This window comes from Pseudomonas sp. FW305-96 (genome assembly GCF_058783825.1).
Genome location: NZ_JBYSYW010000002.1, coordinates 124,227 through 139,941, shown reverse-complemented (window position 1 = coordinate 139,941; position 15,715 = coordinate 124,227). Strand labels below are relative to the sequence as shown.

At 64.2% G+C, this 15,715-nt stretch carries 15 protein-coding genes and 2 tRNA genes; 11 read left to right on the top strand and 6 right to left on the bottom strand.

The features are described 5' to 3' along the window. Position 1 precedes the first annotated feature (1 nt). The 4 genes from AC3WL2_RS02070 to AC3WL2_RS02055 all read left to right on the top strand — a co-directional run bounded on the left by AC3WL2_RS02070 (position 2) and on the right by AC3WL2_RS02055 (position 4,475). Positions 2 to 78: transfer RNA gene (locus AC3WL2_RS02070), tRNA-Met, on the top strand. Positions 79 to 214: 136 nt separating this feature from the next. Continuing rightward, positions 215 to 291, top strand: a tRNA-Met gene (locus tag AC3WL2_RS02065). A gap of 249 nt (positions 292 to 540) precedes the next feature. Further along, complete coding sequence (mprF, locus tag AC3WL2_RS02060) at positions 541 to 3,183, top strand: bifunctional lysylphosphatidylglycerol flippase/synthetase MprF (RefSeq protein WP_102681671.1); 2,643 nt, start codon at positions 541 to 543, stop codon at positions 3,181 to 3,183. Next, positions 3,183 to 4,475, top strand: a complete 1,293-nt coding sequence (locus AC3WL2_RS02055) for a virulence factor family protein (protein WP_102681670.1) — start codon at positions 3,183 to 3,185, stop codon at positions 4,473 to 4,475. The genes mprF and AC3WL2_RS02055 overlap by 1 nt, the downstream gene beginning before the upstream one ends. 102 nt (positions 4,476 to 4,577) lie before the next feature. Here AC3WL2_RS02055 and AC3WL2_RS02050 read toward each other — a convergent pair whose 3' ends face one another. Beyond that, a complete protein-coding gene (locus tag AC3WL2_RS02050; protein WP_102681669.1) occupies positions 4,578 to 6,488 on the bottom strand; it encodes a potassium transporter Kup in 1,911 nt (636 codons plus the stop codon). A 235-nt stretch (positions 6,489 to 6,723) separates the two neighbouring features. Between AC3WL2_RS02050 and rimO the strand changes: the two genes are divergently transcribed. The 5 genes from rimO (at position 6,724) to tsaA (ending at position 10,645) form a co-directional block, all read left to right on the top strand. Further along, positions 6,724 to 8,055 (top strand): 30S ribosomal protein S12 methylthiotransferase RimO, encoded by a 1,332-nt coding sequence (rimO, locus tag AC3WL2_RS02045; protein WP_102681668.1) that lies wholly within the window; start codon positions 6,724 to 6,726, stop codon positions 8,053 to 8,055. Between the two features lie 88 nt (positions 8,056 to 8,143). Continuing rightward, positions 8,144 to 8,602, top strand: coding sequence for a GNAT family N-acetyltransferase (locus AC3WL2_RS02040; protein ID WP_102681667.1), 459 nt, complete (start codon positions 8,144 to 8,146; stop codon positions 8,600 to 8,602). 121 nt (positions 8,603 to 8,723) lie between these two features. Continuing rightward, a complete protein-coding gene (locus AC3WL2_RS02035; protein WP_102681666.1) occupies positions 8,724 to 9,434 on the top strand; it encodes an rRNA pseudouridine synthase in 711 nt (236 codons plus the stop codon). A 50-nt stretch (positions 9,435 to 9,484) separates the two neighbouring features. Continuing rightward, complete coding sequence (locus AC3WL2_RS02030; protein ID WP_046856779.1) at positions 9,485 to 9,946, top strand: YehS family protein; 462 nt, start codon at positions 9,485 to 9,487, stop codon at positions 9,944 to 9,946. A 6-nt stretch (positions 9,947 to 9,952) separates the two neighbouring features. Continuing rightward, positions 9,953 to 10,645, top strand: a complete 693-nt coding sequence (tsaA, locus tag AC3WL2_RS02025) for a tRNA (N6-threonylcarbamoyladenosine(37)-N6)-methyltransferase TrmO (RefSeq protein WP_102681665.1) — start codon at positions 9,953 to 9,955, stop codon at positions 10,643 to 10,645. Positions 10,646 to 10,775: 130 nt separating this feature from the next. Here the strand turns inward: tsaA and fpr are convergent, their stop codons facing one another. Then, on the bottom strand, positions 10,776 to 11,555 hold the full coding sequence (gene fpr, locus AC3WL2_RS02020; protein WP_046856781.1) for a ferredoxin-NADP reductase: 780 nt from the start codon (positions 11,553 to 11,555) through the stop codon (positions 10,776 to 10,778). Between the two features lie 120 nt (positions 11,556 to 11,675). On the opposite strand from fpr, the gene finR reads away from it, so the two are divergent. After that, on the top strand, positions 11,676 to 12,602 hold the full coding sequence (finR, locus tag AC3WL2_RS02015; RefSeq protein WP_023631043.1) for a LysR family transcriptional regulator FinR: 927 nt from the start codon (positions 11,676 to 11,678) through the stop codon (positions 12,600 to 12,602). A 3-nt stretch (positions 12,603 to 12,605) separates the two neighbouring features. On the opposite strand, the gene AC3WL2_RS02010 is transcribed toward finR, so the two are convergent. The 3 genes from AC3WL2_RS02010 to AC3WL2_RS02000 all read right to left on the bottom strand — a co-directional run bounded on the left by AC3WL2_RS02010 (position 12,606) and on the right by AC3WL2_RS02000 (position 14,667). After that, a complete protein-coding gene (locus AC3WL2_RS02010) occupies positions 12,606 to 12,971 on the bottom strand; it encodes a diacylglycerol kinase (protein ID WP_023631044.1) in 366 nt (121 codons plus the stop codon). A 77-nt stretch (positions 12,972 to 13,048) separates the two neighbouring features. Beyond that, entirely contained in the window at positions 13,049 to 13,699 is a 651-nt protein-coding gene (gene erdR, locus AC3WL2_RS02005) for a response regulator transcription factor ErdR (RefSeq protein WP_023631045.1), read from the bottom strand. Between the two features lie 257 nt (positions 13,700 to 13,956). Further along, positions 13,957 to 14,667 carry a tRNA-uridine aminocarboxypropyltransferase gene (locus AC3WL2_RS02000; RefSeq protein WP_102681664.1) on the bottom strand — a complete coding sequence of 237 codons (711 nt, stop codon included), beginning with the start codon at positions 14,665 to 14,667 and terminating at the stop codon, positions 13,957 to 13,959. A gap of 214 nt (positions 14,668 to 14,881) precedes the next feature. Between AC3WL2_RS02000 and AC3WL2_RS01995 the strand changes: the two genes are divergently transcribed. Further along, entirely contained in the window at positions 14,882 to 15,301 is a 420-nt protein-coding gene (locus tag AC3WL2_RS01995) for a quorum-sensing-regulated virulence factor family protein (protein WP_046856783.1), read from the top strand. Between the two features lies 1 nt (position 15,302). On the opposite strand, the gene AC3WL2_RS01990 is transcribed toward AC3WL2_RS01995, so the two are convergent. Continuing rightward, positions 15,303 to 15,509, bottom strand: coding sequence for a hypothetical protein (locus tag AC3WL2_RS01990; protein WP_102681728.1), 207 nt, complete (start codon positions 15,507 to 15,509; stop codon positions 15,303 to 15,305). Positions 15,510 to 15,715: the final 206 nt, after the last annotated feature.

Genomic DNA, 15,715 nt, shown 5'->3' with positions numbered 1-15,715 from the left:
GCGCGGGATGGAGCAGCCTGGTAGCTCGTCGGGCTCATAACCCGAAGGTCGTCGGTTCAAATCCGGCTCCCGCAACCAGATTCAAGAAAAGGCCACTGTTCACGCAGTGGCCTTTTTTATTGCCTCTATATTTACACCGAAAGAAAAACCCACGAAAAATCAAGCAGTAACGCTTGACAGCGGTTGGGAAATCCGTAGAATTCGATCCCACAGGCGCGGGATGGAGCAGCCTGGTAGCTCGTCGGGCTCATAACCCGAAGGTCGTCGGTTCAAATCCGGCTCCCGCAACCATATTCGTCAGAACAAACCCCGCCTGTCGCAAGACAGTGCGGGGTTTGTTGCATTCAGCCCCCTACCCTTTCGATTCCTCCTCGCCAAGCCCTGGTTCCAGCCCTTGCAGACGGCTGAATGAACTATCTTTAACTATCCTGAAACAGATTAAGCCGCCGGCGCGGAGTAATATTCGGATACGTTTTTCCAAAGGGACTTTCACTTGGCCGCACCTTGCCTTCACCTCGCGCGCTGCGCACGAGGCACTCCATGACCGCCCCCACTCCCGAGCCCCAGGCACCGTTGACCACGGCCTTGCCGGCGGCGGCGCAGCGCCTGCCCTGGCTGGAACGCCTGAGCAAGTACCGTCAGCCGCTGGGTTTGGCGCTGACATTGCTGCTGTTCGCCATGGGCCTGATTGCCTGCCGCCATCTATTGAGCGAACTGGATATCTACGCCCTGCATGATGCGATGCTCAGCGTACCGACCCAGTCGCTGCTCGGCGCGCTGCTGGCCACGTTGGCCGGCTTCGTGATCCTGCTGGGTTACGAATGGTCGGCCAGCCGCTATGCCGCCGTGCAACTGCCGCCCCGAACCCTGGTGCTCGGTGGCTTCAGCGCCTTCGCCATTGGCAACGCGATAGGCCTGTCGATGCTGTCGGGTGGCTCGGTGCGTTATCGCCTCTATGCCCGTCAAGGTTTGGGGGCCGCAGAGGTCGCGCGCATGACAGTGTTCGCCAGCCTTTCGCTGGGCTGCGCACTGCCGCCGCTGGCGGCACTGGCCACCCTGAGCGACCTGCCAGCAGCGGCAACGGCGCTGCGCTTGCCTGCACCGCTGCTGGGCGGTATCGCCATCGCCGTGCTGGTCGCGGCGGTAGCCCTGGTCATGGGCCTGTACCGCCGTCGCCTGCCTGAGCAGCCGCTGGCCGACAACCTGCTTGTGCAGTTCGGGCGCCGCACCCTGCGCCTGCCAGGCGCGCGCCTGACTGCGTTGCAACTGCTGATCACCGCCCTGGATGTCGCCGCAGCGGCCACCGTGCTTTATTTGCTGCTGCCCGAAGCCCCGCCCTTTGGCGCGTTCGTGCTGGTCTACCTGCTTGCCCTCGCCGCCGGAGTGCTCAGCCATGTGCCGGGTGGCGTCGGGGTGTTCGAGGCGATCCTGCTGGCCGCGTTCGCCAACCAGCTGGGCGCGGCGCCACTGGCGGCCGCCCTGCTGCTATACCGGCTGATCTACGTGGTGCTGCCGTTGCTGGTCGCTTGCGTACTGCTACTGGCCAACGAAGCCCGCCGGCTGATGGTCACCCAGCAAGCGATCCGCGCAGCCTCAGGCCTGGCCGCGCCGGTGCTGGCGATCCTGGTGTTCCTTTCCGGCGTGGTGCTGCTGTTCTCCGGCGCTACCCCGGAGATCGACAGCCGTCTGGAGCACATGGGCTTCCTGATCCCACACCGCCTGATCGATGCCTCGCACTTCGGCGCCAGCCTGATCGGCGTGCTCTGCCTGCTGCTCGCCCAGGGCCTGCGCCGGCGCCTGTCGGCCGCCTGGCTGCTGACCACCGTGCTGCTGCTGGTGGGCGCGGTGCTGTCGTTGCTCAAGGGCTTCGACTGGGAAGAAGCCAGCCTGATGTGCTTCACCGCTGCCCTGCTCGCCCTGTTCCGCCGCTCGTTCTACCGTCCCAGCCGCCTGCTGGAGCTGCCGTTCTCGCCGGTGTACCTGGTGGCCAGCGCCTGCGTGGTCGGCGCCTCGGTATGGCTGCTGCTGTTCGCCTACCAGGACGTGCCCTACACCCACAAGCTGTGGTGGCAGTTCACCCTTGATGCCGATGCGCCGCGGGGCTTGCGCGCCGCGCTGGGCAGCGCCGTGCTGCTGGTGATCGTCGCCCTGACCTGGCTTCTGCGCACCGCCCGGCCAGTGATCCATCTGCCCAGCGAAGACGAACTGCAACGCGCCAACCGCATCCTGCTTGCCTCCGACCAGCCCGATGGCGGGCTGGCCCTGACCGGTGACAAGGCGCTGCTGTTCCACCCCAACGACAACGCCTTCCTGATGTATGCCCGTCGCGGCCGCAGCCTGGTAGCCCTGTACGACCCGATCGGCCCGGCCCAGGAACGCGCCGAAATGATCTGGCAGTTCCGCGACCTGTGCGACCTGCACCATGCCCGCCCGGTGTTCTACCAGGTGCGTGCGGAGAACCTGCCGTTCTACATGGACATCGGCCTGACCGCGATCAAGCTCGGCGAGGAAGCGCGGGTCGACCTGCGCCGCTTCGATATCGATGCCAAGGGCAAGGAAATGAAGGACCTGCGCTACACCTGGAACCGCGGCGGCCGCGACGGCCTGGCCCTGGAGATCCATGAGCCTGGTCACGCCCCGCTGGAGGCACTCAAGGAGATCTCCGACGCTTGGCTCAGCGGCAAGAACGTGCGCGAAAAAGGCTTCTCCCTCGGCCGCTTCAGCCCCGAGTACCTGCAGCATTTCCGCATCGCGCTGATCCGCTTCCAGGGCCGTCCGGTGGCCTTCGCCAACCTGCTGGAGACCCACAGCAACGAGCTGGCCAGCCTCGACCTGATGCGCGCGCATCCAGAAGCACCGAAGCTGACCATGGAGTTCATGATGGTCGGTCTGATCCTGCACTACAAAAGCCACGACTACGGCCGCTTCAGCCTGGGCATGGTCCCCCTTTCCGGCTTGCAGCCGCGGCGTGGCGCCCCCTTGACCCAGCGCCTGGGCTCGATGGTGTTCCAGCGCGGTGAACAGCTCTACAACTTCCAGGGCCTGCGGCGCTTCAAGGACAAGTTCCAGCCGGACTGGGAACCCCGCTACATGGCCGTGCCGGCCGGGCTCGACCCGCTGGTTGCACTGGCTGACACCGCCGCCCTGATCGCTGGCGGCCTGACTGGATTGGTGAAACGTTGATGATCCGACGCTATTGGCTGTACGTACTGATTCCCCTGTTGCTCGCCGTACTGGCCGGCGGTGCGGCCTTCTGGCTGTGGACCCGCCCGGCCCCCGAGGCTCGCCTGGAGCACCTCACGCTCGACGACGGCAGCGCCCTGACCCGCGCCACGCCCGGCGTGCATGCCAAGGCCCGAGTGGCCATCGGCGTGCCACAGGACCAAGCCCTGACCGACAAGCAACTGCTCGACCTGAGCCAGGCCGGCGAGGCGCAACTGGTGCAGGTGATCCTGCCACCGGCCGACTGCGCCAAGCAGCAGGTCGCGATGGACCAGGCCCTGACTCGACTGGCCGACAAACCGACCCTGGTTGCCGGTATCGGCCCGGGCGCTGCCCAGGCCTGGCGCTGGCTGGCCGCACAAAGCGACGACAGGGCGCGAGCCATCTCGGTGGATTTCACCGTCGAGCAGCCCGGCTGCCAGGCCGCCCTGCCCAAGTCCGCCGCCCACGGCCACTGGAACGTGGCCTGGAACGACAACCCGGATGACGCCAGTGCCGCCTTCGTGCGCGACCAGGCCAACGCCGAAACCAGCATCGCCGACTACGACATTCACCTGCCCCAGGTACTCAAGGCGCAACTGACCCAGGCCCTGGTCGGCCACGATGGCAACGCCCTGGCCATCCCGGTGGTGGAAGTCCCGGCCGGGCAGACCACCGACACCGTCACCCTGTTCCTTTCCGGCGACGGCGGCTGGCGCGACCTGGACCGCGATGTGGCCGGCGAGATGGCCAAGCTTGGCTACCCGGTGGTCGGCATCGACACCCTGCGCTACTACTGGCAGCACAAGACCCCGGAGCAGAGCGCCGCCGACCTCTCCGAGCTGATGCAGCACTACCGCCAGAAATGGGGCACCAAGCGCTTCGTGCTGACCGGCTACTCGTTCGGCGCCGACGTGCTGCCGGCTATCTATAACCGCCTGTCCGCAGACGACCAGAAGCGCATCGATGCGGTGATCCTGCTGGCGTTCGCCCGCAGCGGCAGTTTCGAGATCGAGGTGGAGGGCTGGCTCGGCAAGGAAGGCCAGGAAGCCCCGACCGGGCCGGAGATGGCCAGGTTGCCGGCAGCGAAGGTGGTGTGCATCTATGGTGTGGAAGAGACCGACGAAAGCGGCTGCACCGACAAGACCGCCGTGGGTGAGCGCATGAAACTGCCCGGCGGCCACCACTTCGACGAAAACTACCCGGCGCTGGCCAAGCGCCTGATCGGTGAGATCGAGACCCGCCAGGGAAAGGCTAACGTCGCTGAGAAATGATAGGGAAAGGGGCCGCTTTGCGGCCCATCGCGGGGCAAGCCCGCTCCCACAAGGCTTGTGTGATCCTTGTGGGAGCGGGCTTGCCCCGCGATGTTTGTGCCCTCAGATCTCGACCTGCGTCCCCAACTCGATCACCCGATTGAGCGGCAGGTTGAAGAACCGCAGGTTGCCGTTGGCATTCTTCAGCAGGAACGCGAACAGGTTCCCGCGCCAGCGCGACATCCCCTCCAGGCGGGAGGCGATCACCGTCTCCCGACTCAGGAAGTAGGTGGTGCGCATCGGGCTGAAGTCCAGTTCGTCCAAGTGGCAAAGCTTCAGCGCCGCCGGTACGTCCGGCTCGTCCATGAAGCCGAAGTGCAGCAGCACCCGGAAGAACCCGTCACCATAGGCTTCCACCTCGAAGCGCTCATGCTCCGGCACCCGCGGCCGGTCCTCGCTGACCACCGTCAGCAGCACCACCTGGCTGTGCAGCACCTGGTTATGCAGCATGTTGTGCAGCAGCGCGTGCGGTACGGCATCGGAGCGCGCGGTCAGGAACACCGCGGTGCCCTCGACCCGATGCGGCGGCTGCACGCGGATGCTGCTGATAAACAGCGGCAGCGGCAACGCACCTTCATCGATGCGATCGACCAGGATCTGCTTGCCACGCTTCCAGGTACTCATCAACACGAACAGCACGATACCCGCCAGCACCGGGAAAGCACCGCCCTGCACGATCTTCGGCACGTTGGCGGCGAAGAACAGCCCGTCTACGAACAGGAAGCCCAGCAGCAGGGGCACAGCCAATACCGGCGGCCACTTCCACAACAGCAGCATGACCGCCGAGACCAGGATGGTGGTCATCAGCATGGTGCCGGTCACTGCCACGCCGTAGGCCGCCGCCAGGGCGCCGGAGGATTCGAAGCCGATCACCAGCAGCACCACGCCGACCATCAACGCCCAGTTCACTGCGCCGATATAGATCTGCCCCTGCTCGTCGCTGGAGGTGTGCTGGATCTGCATGCGCGGCACATAGCCCAGCTGGATGGCCTGGCGAGTCAGCGAGAAGGCCCCCGAGATCACCGCCTGGGAGGCGATCACCGTGGCCATCGTGGCCAGCCCCACCAGCGGCAGCAAAGCCCAGGACGGCGCCAAGAGGTAGAACGGGTTGCGCGCCGCCTCGGGATTCTGCAGCAGCATGGCGCCCTGGCCGAAGTAGTTGAGCACAAGCGCCGGCAGCACCAGGGCGAACCAGGCACGGGCAATGGGTTTGCGGCCGAAATGGCCCATATCGGCGTACAGGGCCTCGGCACCGGTCAGCGCCAGCACCACGGCACCAAGAATGGCCACGCCCATGCCGGGGTGGACGATGAAGAAGTTCAAGGCCCAGCCCGGGTTGAACGCCTTCAGCACCTCTGGGCTCTGCAAGATGCCATGGACACCGAGCGCCGCCAGCGCGAGGAACCAGGCAACCATGATCGGGCCAAACGCCTTGCCGATCTTCTCGGTGCCATGCTTCTGCACCAGGAACAGCGCCACCAGCACCACCAGTGCAATCGGCACCACCCAGTGGTCGATACCCTCGAACGCCAGGCCCATGCCCTCCACCGCCGACAGCACCGACACCGCCGGGGTGATCATGCTGTCGCCGTAGAACAGCGAGGCGCCAATCAGGCCGCAACCGACCATCAGCATGCGCAACCGCGGATACTGCGCCGTGGCCCGCCGCGCCAGCGCGGTCAGGGCCATGGTGCCGCCCTCGCCCTGGTTGTCGGCGCGCAGGATGAACATCACGTACTTGAACGAAACCACCCACAGCAGCGACCAGAGGATCAACGACAGGATGCCCAGCACTCCATCATGGTTGACCTGTACGCCATAACCACCGGTAAAGACCTCTTTGAGGGTATACAGCGGGCTGGTGCCAATATCGCCATAGACCACCCCAACGGCCGCCACGAGCAGGCCCAGCGGCCGTGCTGCCCCCTGCTTCCCCGCGTGCCCGCCTTCGGCATGACTGCTTGCCTGAACCATCGACCACTCCCGCAGACGGCCTATTAGACCGGTTGAATGCCTACCCGCGCCGGGCCCTCCCGGATACCCCGGCGCAACGGCGCGAAGCATAGCGCAGCGTTCGTCGTATTTCTGCTGGTAAAGCGACCTTGTGCTCGCTAGAATTGCGCACTTTTTGATCAGAGGCGCCGAAAGCGCCCGCCAGGATCGCCCCCGTTACCGGCCGGGCGACCTGTATTCAATACCGAGGTTAGCCATGTCCACCACTCCCGCCACCCCAAAGGTCGGCTTCGTCTCCCTGGGTTGCCCCAAGGCCCTGGTCGATTCCGAGCGCATCCTGACCCAGCTGCGCATGGAAGGCTATGAAGTCGTGCCTACCTACGAGGATGCCGACGTGGTGGTGGTCAACACCTGCGGCTTCATCGACAGCGCCAAGGCCGAGTCGCTGGAAGTGATCGGCGAAGCCATCAAGGAGAACGGCAAGGTCATCGTCACCGGCTGCATGGGTGTCGAAGAAGGCAGCATCCGTGACGTGCACCCGAGCGTGTTGTCGGTCACCGGCCCGCAGCAGTACGAGCAGGTGGTCAATGCCGTGCACGAAGTGGTGCCACCGCGCCAGGACCACAACCCGCTGATCGACCTGGTGCCGCCCCAGGGCGTCAAGCTGACCCCGCGCCACTACGCCTACCTGAAGATTTCCGAAGGCTGCAACCACAGCTGCAGCTTCTGCATCATTCCGTCGATGCGCGGCAAGCTGGTCAGCCGCCCGGTCGGCGAAGTCCTGAGCGAGGCCGAGCGCCTGGTCAAGGCCGGCGTCAAGGAGATCCTGGTGATCTCCCAGGACACCAGCGCCTACGGCGTGGACGTCAAGTACAAGACCGATTTCTGGAACGGCCGCCCGGTCAAGACCCGCATGCTCGAGCTGTGCGAGGCGCTGAGCAGCCTGGGCGCCTGGGTGCGTCTGCACTATGTCTACCCGTACCCGAACGTCGACGACGTGATTCCGCTGATGGCCGCCGGCAAGATCCTGCCGTACCTGGACATCCCGTTCCAGCACGCCAGCCCCAAGGTGCTCAAGTCGATGAAGCGCCCGGCCTTCGAAGACCGCACCCTGGCGCGCATCAAGAACTGGCGTGAACAGTGCCCTGAGCTGGTGATCCGCTCGACCTTCATCGTCGGTTTCCCCGGCGAAACCGAAGAAGATTTCCAATACCTGCTGGATTGGCTGACCGAAGCCCAGCTCGACCGCGTCGGCTGCTTCCAGTACTCGCCGGTCGAAGGCGCCCCGGCCAACGACCTGGGCCTGGAAGAGGTGCCGGACGACGTCAAGCAGGACCGCTGGGACCGCTTCATGGCCCACCAGCAGGCGATCAGCGCCGCGCGCCTGCAACAGCGCATCGGCAAGGAAATCGAGGTATTGATCGACGAAGTCGAGGAACAGGGCTCGGTGGGCCGCAGCTTCTTCGACGCGCCGGAGATCGACGGCAGCGTGTTCATCGACGGCGACCACGGCTTCAAGCCGGGCGACAAGGTCCGCTGCCGCATCGTCGACGCCGACGAGTACGACATGTGGGCCGAGCCCATCTGAGCGAAACCCGCCTGAAAATACCCCGCCCGCTGGCGGGGTATTTTTTTGCATCTATGTTTTCCTCAATGGCCTCCCGGAGGATCACAGGATGTCGCCCGCCGTCACGCTGCACACACCTCATCTGAGCGATTATCCCGAGCTGGTCCGGGTATGGGAGGCGTCGGTTCGCGCCACCCACGATTTCCTGCCCGAGGGTTACATTCTGCTGCTGCGCGAGCACGTGCTGCGCAAATACCTCGATGCCGTGATGCTGGTCTGCTGCAAGGACAGCAAGCGGCGCATCCTCGGCTTTGCCGGGGTGGCAAACGGCCGGGTCGACATGCTCTTCGTCGCGCCCGAACACCGTGGCCAGGGTATCGGACGGCGCCTGCTGCGCCACGCGGTGCACGAATTGAACGCCGAGCGCCTGGACGTCAACGAACAGAACCCGCAAGCCCTGGGTTTCTACCTGCATGAAGGCTTCGAGACCTATGGCCGTTCGGAAACCGACGGCCTAGGGCAGCCCTATCCCCTACTCCATATGAGGCTTGTTCGTACAACGTCCTAGTACGCGAACTCAGGAAACCACTACCCCGCTCCGAAATGGCGCAAATGACATCGATTTGCAGCCGCTACCTCGCCCAGGCAGGTACAATGACGGCTTTCCCTACCGCGTGATGCCCGTGTCCATGTCCGAACCCATTCGTCTCTCCAAACGCCTCATCGAACAGCTTGGCTGCTCCCGCCGCGAGGCCGAACTGTACATCGAGGGTGGCTGGGTCACGGTCGATGGCGTGGTGGTCGAACAACCCCAGTTCAAAGTCGCCGAACAGCAGGTCGAGCTGCTCCCGGGCGCTCGTGCCGACTCTCTCGAACCGGTCACCCTGCTGCTCAACCAGCAGGCCGGCCAAAACAGCGCAAGCGCCCTGGCCAGCATCAGCATGGCCAGCCTCAGCGAAGCGCACCGCGAGGGCGTGCGCCCGTTGCATGGGCATTTCGCCCGCCAGGCCTGCATCGTCCCGCTGCTGCCCGGCGCCAGTGGCCTGCAGCTGTTCACCCAGGACTGGCGGGTAACCCGCAAGCTGGAGGCCGACCTGCGCCGCATGGAGCAGGAATACATCGTCCAGGTCAGTGGTGAAGCCAAACCCGGCGCCCTCGAGCGCCTGGCGCGCGGCGTGGAGCGCAAGGGTGTCGAGCTGCCGAAGGCCAAGGCCAGCTGGCAGAACGAGCAACACCTGCGCATCGTGCTGAAGAACCCGCAACCGGGCTTGATCGAACAGCTTTGCGAAACCGCCGGCCTCAAGGTGCTGGCGATGCGCCGCATCCGCCTTGGCGGGGTGTCGATGGGCAAGCTGCCGCTGGGCCAGTGGCGCTACGTGGCCGCTACAGAACGCTTCTAGCATTACCGCCGCGCAATGACTGACGCGGCAACAGAACAGGATTCGCCGCAATGAACCACAACGATGTACTGCGCAGCCTGCGCTACATGCTCAAGGCCAACGACCAGAAAATGGCCGAGATCATCAAGCTCTCGGGCCTCGAGGTTTCCGCCGAGGCCATCGCCACCTATGTAAAAAAGGAAGAGGAACCCGGCTTCGTACGCTGCCCGGAGAAGGTCATGGCACACTTCCTCGACGGCCTGGTGATTCACCGTCGCGGCCGCGACGACAGCCGCCCGCCGCAACCGATCGAAGTGCCGGTGACCAACAACACCGTGCTCAAGAAGCTGCGCGTGGCCTTCGAGCTGAAGGAGGACGACCTGCATGCGGTACTCAAGTCCGTCGACTTCCCGGTGTCCAAACCAGAGCTGAGCGCGCTGTTCCGCAAGGTCGGCCACGACAACTACCGCCCCTGCGGCGACCAGTTGCTGCGCAACTTCCTCAAGGGCCTGACCCTTCGCGTGCGCGGCTGAGCCAGGATGCAGCATACCGTCTCGCCGGTCGGCATCGTTCGCTCCTGCTTCAAGGAGAAGTTCGCCATCCCGCGCCAACCCCAGCTGGCGCCGGCTGCCCGTGGCGTGCTGGAGCTGTTGCCGCCCTTTGACCAGGGCGATGCCGTCGAAGGCCTGGACCAGGTCAGCCATGTGTGGTTGCTGTTCCTGTTCCACCAGGCACTGGAAGACAAGCCACGCCTGAAGGTGCGCCCACCGCGCCTGGGCGGCAACAAGAGCATGGGGGTGTTCGCCACCCGGGCCACCCATCGGCCCAACGGCATCGGCCAGTCGGTGGTACGCCTGGATGGCGTCGAACCGGGGCGCCTGCTGCTGTCAGGGATCGATCTGCTGGACGGCACCCCGGTGCTGGATATCAAGCCTTATGTGCCGTATGCGGACAGCGTCGCCGAGGCATCGAACCTGATGGCCAGTGATGCACCGGAGCCGATCAGCGTGCAATGGAGCGAGGGCGCACTGCCTCAGGCCCGCACCCACGCACTGCGCCTGGGCGAACCGCTGGTCGAGCTGATCGAACAGTGCCTGGCCCAGGACCCACGCCCTGCCTACCAGGTGCCGCCGCCCGAGCGGGTCTATGGGGTGAAGTTCTGGGATGTGCAGGTGCGCTGGCATTATCCGCAACCGGATGTGATCCGGGTGCTGGAGGTGGCGCCGGAGTGATCCGGTGTGGTTGCGGGCCCTATCGCGGGGCAAGTCGCTTGCCCCGCGATAGGGCCAACACGGCAAACCTTTTCTCCGAGCACAAAAAAACGCAGGCCAAGCCTGCGTTTTTTCATTCATGCCGCTGGCCTTACTTCTCGACGAACGCTCGCTCGATCAGGTAGTCGCCCGGCTCACGCATACGCGCAGAGATCTTCAGGCCAAAGCTGTCCAGCACTTCGCTGGTTTCATCGAGCATGCTCGGGCTGCCGCAGATCATGGCACGGTCGTCCTGCGGGTTGATCGGTGGCAGGCCGATATCGCTGAACAGCTTGCCGCTGCGCATCAAGTCGGTCAGGCGGCCCTGGTTTTCGAAAGGCTCGCGGGTCACGGTCGGGTAGTAGATCAGTTTGTCGCGCACAGACTCACCGAAGAACTCGTTCTGCGGCAGGTGCTCGGTGATGAACTCGCGGTAGGCTACTTCGTTCACGTAGCGAACGCCATGTACCAGGATCACTTTCTCGAAGCGCTCGTAGGTCTCCGGGTCCTGGATGACGCTCATGAACGGCGCAAGGCCGGTACCGGTGCTCAGCAGGTACAGGTGCTTGCCCGGGTTCAGGTCGTCCAGCACCAGGGTGCCGGTGGGCTTCTTGCTGATGATGATCTCGTCGCCTTCCTTCAGGTGCTGCAGCTGGGAGGTCAGCGGACCATCCGGCACCTTGATGCTGAAGAACTCCAAGTGCTCTTCCCAGTTCGGCGAGGCGATGGAGTAGGCGCGCATGAGCGGACGGCCGCTGTCCTGCTGCAGGCCGATCATCACGAACTGACCGTTCTCGAAGCGCAGGCCCGGATCACGGGTGCACTTGAAGCTGAACAGAGTGTCGTTCCAGTGGTGCACACTGAGGACACGTTCGTGGTTCATGTTGCTCATCGATGGGGCTCCTGAAGGAAAACGCGGCGCGCGCAAGACGCGCAGTTGCGCGATAGTTTAGGGGCAGCGACAATATCTGTTAACTGAATTATCAAGATATGTGTTATCGGTTATATAGATATGCGATTCACACTTCGTCAGCTCCAGGTCTTTGTCGCCGTCGCCCAGCACCAGAGTGTGTCCAGGGCCGCGGGCGTACTGGCCTTGTCGCAATCTGCGGCAAGCACCTCGATCACCGAACTGGAGCGCCAGTCCAGCTGCCAGCTGTTCGACCGTGCCGGTAAACGCCTGAGCCTCAACGCCCTGGGCCATCAACTGTTGCCCCAGGCCGTGGCGCTGCTCGACCAGGCCAAGGAAATCGAAGACCTGCTCAACGGCAAGTCGGGGTTCGGCTCGCTGGCCGTCGGCGCCACCCTGACCATCGGCAACTACCTGGCCACCTTGCTGATCGGCAGCTTCATGCAGGTGCATCCGGAGAGCCAGGTCAAACTGCACGTGCAGAACACTGCGCATATCGTGCAACAGGTTGCCCATTACGAAATTGACCTGGGTCTAATCGAAGGCGACTGCAACCACCCCGATCTGGAGGTGCAGCCCTGGGTGGAGGATGAACTGGTGGTGTTCTGCGCGCCGCAGCATCCGCTGGCCAAAGCCGGCCATGCCGATATCGAGCAGCTGTCCCATGAAGCCTGGATCCTGCGCGAACAAGGCTCGGGCACCCGCCTGACCTTTGACCAGGCCATGCGTCATCATCGCGCCAACCTGAACATCCGCCTGGAGCTGGAACATACCGAAGCAATCAAACGGGCCGTGGAGTCGGGCCTCGGTATCGGCTGCATCTCGCGCCTGGCCCTGCGCGACGCTTTCCGCCGCGGCAGCCTGGTACCGGTGGAAACTCCGGCACTGGACCTGTCGCGGCAGTTCTACTTCATCTGGCACAAGCAGAAGTACCAGACTTCGGCCATGCGCGAGTTCCTCGAGCTGTGCCGCAGTTTCACCGCTGGCGTGCAGCGCAGCGACGAGATCGTGCTGCCGCCGATCGCCTGAACGTCAGCCGAGCAGAATCACGCCCCAGACCAGCGCGACCATGCTCATGGCCACCAGTTGCGCGGCACTGCCCATGTCCTTGGCGTTCTTCGACAAGGGGTGACGGTCGAGGGAGATACGATCGATCGCCGCCTCCACCGCCGAATTGAGCAGCTCGACGATCAGCCCCAGCAGGCAAACGGCGATAAGGATCGCCCGTTCGGCGCGGCTCACCGGCAGCCAAAAGGCTGTGGGGATCAACAGCACGTTGACCAGCACCAGCTGGCGAAACGCGGCCTCACCCTTGAACGCGGCACGCAGGCCGTCCAGCGAGTAGCCGGCGGCATTGAAGATACGTTTGAGGCCGGTCTGGCCCTTGAATGGCGACATGTGTGTCAGTCACTTCACCGAAAAAAGGCCAGCAGGCTAGTTCAACCGCAGTCAAAAAAGCGTGAAGGCGCAGGGATTTAGCTGGCCGAAACCGATTCAAGTTGTTGCAACAACAGCGCGGCCTGGGTCCGGGTGCGAACGCCAAGCTTGCGGAAGATCGCCGTCACGTGAGCCTTGATGGTCGCTTCCGAGACACTCAGCTCATAGGCGATCTGCTTGTTCAGCAACCCTTCGCAGACCATGGTCAGCACGCGGAACTGCTGCGGGGTGAGACTAGCCAGCCCTTCGCTGGCGGCCTTGGCCTCGGCAGACACGTCAACCTTCTCGAACGCCTGCGGCGGCCACCAGACATCGCCGTCGAGCACATTGCGCACGGCTTCCTGGATCTTGCTCAGCTCGCTGGACTTGGGGATGAAACCGCTGGCGCCAAATTCGCGAGACTTGACCACGACGGCCGCCTCTTCCTGGGCCGAGACCATCACCACCGGGATCTGCGGGTATTGGCCACGCAGCAGCACCAGGCCGGAGAAACCATAGGCACCGGGCATGTTCAGGTCCAGCAGGACCAGGTCCCAGTCGGCTTTTTCGGTCAGGCTGGTTTCCAGTTCGGCGATGCTCGCCACCTCGACCAGGCGCACATCCGGGCCCAGGCCGAGGGTAACGGCCTGGCGCAGTGCGCTACGGAACAGTGGGTGGTCATCGGCAATCAGGATTTCGTATGTGGCCATCGATCTAGGGATCCTGTTCTGTACCAGGCGCAGGGGGTACGGGAGACGCCTGGCGGGTAACTCATGGCGCGAACGGCAGGGCCGCCGGCCGGGATGGCACGGCGAAGTCCGGGGTAACAGCAGCTTCGTCGTGCCCGAAGCGGCGCCAAGGATGCCGAGCACGCCCCGGGTGGTCAAGCCAATTGCCCGGTCGTCCCCGCCTACCCTGGCTGCCAGCCACGACAGTATGTACCAATCCGCCGCGCCTGCCCCTTGGACTATAGGAAGGTATGCAAACGCTGGTGGACCTCGTCCTGCTCATCCAGCGCCAAGCGTCGCTTGCCACTGAGGTAGTGCAGGCTGAACACATCCAGGTAGGCATCCAGGGCCTGCGAGGCCTGGCTGTCGCCGGCCAGCTCCAGACACATGGCGGCAACTTCGGCGGTGCAGAAGTGGTCGTCACGCTTGGAGCGGCGCAGGCGGTAGCGCGACATCTGCTCGGCCTGCAGGCTCAGCACCGGGAAACGGTCGAGATAAGGGCTCTTGCGGAACATCTTGCGCGCCTCGGTCCAGGTGGCGTCGAGCAGGATGAACAGCGGGCGCTTGCCCGGTTCGCGCAGCACCTCGCTGACCACACGGTCCTCTTTGACGAACTCGCCGGGGAAGACGATGTAAGGCTGCCAGCGCGGATCGTCCAGCAACGCCAGCAGGCCTTCGTCCACCGAGGTACGCAGCCAGCCGAAGGCGGAGGTATCCTCGATCACGTCGGCAATCAGCCAACCCGTGTTGGTCGGCTTCAGTGGCTCTGTGTCATGCATCAGCAGGCACATGCCGGCCTCTGCCGGCACTCGCGGTTTCCACGCGCACAGGCAGTGCGTGGCGATCACCCGGCAATCCGGGCAGCGCTCGGCTCGCGAGCCGCGGGCGACAAAGGGTTTGATGCTGCGCGCCAGGCGCTCGGCGCGCAGCCGCGCTACCGCGTGGCTCATGGCTGCAGGCCTTGGCAGGAAGATGGAAGGGGCACGACGACGACTCGGTAAAAACAAAATGCGAGTCTACCAGAGCGTACGTCATTTGCCGTGCAGCCCTTACGGCCGCTCCTTTATAATCAGCGGCTCAGGCGGCCGGGGAACCCCAGCAGTTTCATGGAACGCCGCCCGCCGGCGCAGGTCAAAGCGCCAGTCATCGAACCAGGAGAGATTCATGCTGCGTCTTATCGTCCCGACCCTGAGCCTGTTGCTCGCCCTGCCCCTGGCCGCCCAGGCTGCCTCCAAGCAGGAATACGAGCTGACCCAGATGCTGCAGAAGGTCGCCAAGGAAAGCAGCGTCGGTACCCCCCGGGCCATCAACGAAGACATCCTCGACCAGGGCTATACCGTCGAAGGCAAGGCGCTGGTCAATCACCTGAGCGTGCGCCAGGAGCATGCGCAAGGCATGCAGGCCAACCCCGCGCAGGTGCGCAGCCAGCTGGGTGACAGCGTTTGCCGTAACAATGGTTACCGTCAGCTGATGTCCAAGGGCGCGGTGATGGTCTACCGCTTCACCGTGTACAAGACCAACCAACCAGTCATGGACCAGGCATTCGACGCTGCCAGCTGCGCGGCTGGCAACAAGAAAAAGTGATTCAGGCCCGCTGATCGCTGTCTCTGGCGCGCCGCTGCTCATCATCGGCGCGCAACTCGGCCAACAGGGCCAGCAGGTAAGGCGAGTGCCCCTCGCCCCCCTGCAGCCGACGCAAACACTCCCCCTCCAGGCTCAGGTGATGAACCTTCGCCTCGCGCTCGAGCAACTGCAACAGTTGCCCGTCCACCTCGATCACCAGCCGGTGCATACCGCCACCTCGCTGCATCACTCTTCCGCCTCCAGTTAACCAAAGCGCTGCCATCATCGGATCCAGTCTGACAGGCGGTATTGCACGCCTGTGGCGGCACGAGTGCGCCCCAGCGTCTAGATTGATAACGAGTACCCATAACAACGACAACGCGATGGAACTGCCACTGCAACAATGGCCTTGAAGGCCTACTGCAACGCTCGGGG

Coding starts and splice junctions, on each gene's coding strand:
- mprF (WP_102681671.1), top strand. CDS start 541: ATGACCGCCCCCACTCCCGAGCCCCAGGCACCGTTGACCACGGCCTTG.
- AC3WL2_RS02055 (WP_102681670.1), top strand. CDS start 3,183: ATGATCCGACGCTATTGGCTGTACGTACTGATTCCCCTGTTGCTCGCC.
- AC3WL2_RS02050 (WP_102681669.1), bottom strand. CDS start 6,488: ATGGTTCAGGCAAGCAGTCATGCCGAAGGCGGGCACGCGGGGAAGCAG.
- rimO (WP_102681668.1), top strand. CDS start 6,724: ATGTCCACCACTCCCGCCACCCCAAAGGTCGGCTTCGTCTCCCTGGGT.
- AC3WL2_RS02040 (WP_102681667.1), top strand. CDS start 8,144: ATGTCGCCCGCCGTCACGCTGCACACACCTCATCTGAGCGATTATCCC.
- AC3WL2_RS02035 (WP_102681666.1), top strand. CDS start 8,724: ATGTCCGAACCCATTCGTCTCTCCAAACGCCTCATCGAACAGCTTGGC.
- AC3WL2_RS02030 (WP_046856779.1), top strand. CDS start 9,485: ATGAACCACAACGATGTACTGCGCAGCCTGCGCTACATGCTCAAGGCC.
- tsaA (WP_102681665.1), top strand. CDS start 9,953: ATGCAGCATACCGTCTCGCCGGTCGGCATCGTTCGCTCCTGCTTCAAG.
- fpr (WP_046856781.1), bottom strand. CDS start 11,555: ATGAGCAACATGAACCACGAACGTGTCCTCAGTGTGCACCACTGGAAC.
- finR (WP_023631043.1), top strand. CDS start 11,676: ATGCGATTCACACTTCGTCAGCTCCAGGTCTTTGTCGCCGTCGCCCAG.
- AC3WL2_RS02010 (WP_023631044.1), bottom strand. CDS start 12,971: ATGTCGCCATTCAAGGGCCAGACCGGCCTCAAACGTATCTTCAATGCC.
- erdR (WP_023631045.1), bottom strand. CDS start 13,699: ATGGCCACATACGAAATCCTGATTGCCGATGACCACCCACTGTTCCGT.
- AC3WL2_RS02000 (WP_102681664.1), bottom strand. CDS start 14,667: ATGAGCCACGCGGTAGCGCGGCTGCGCGCCGAGCGCCTGGCGCGCAGC.
- AC3WL2_RS01995 (WP_046856783.1), top strand. CDS start 14,882: ATGCTGCGTCTTATCGTCCCGACCCTGAGCCTGTTGCTCGCCCTGCCC.
- AC3WL2_RS01990 (WP_102681728.1), bottom strand. CDS start 15,509: ATGCACCGGCTGGTGATCGAGGTGGACGGGCAACTGTTGCAGTTGCTC.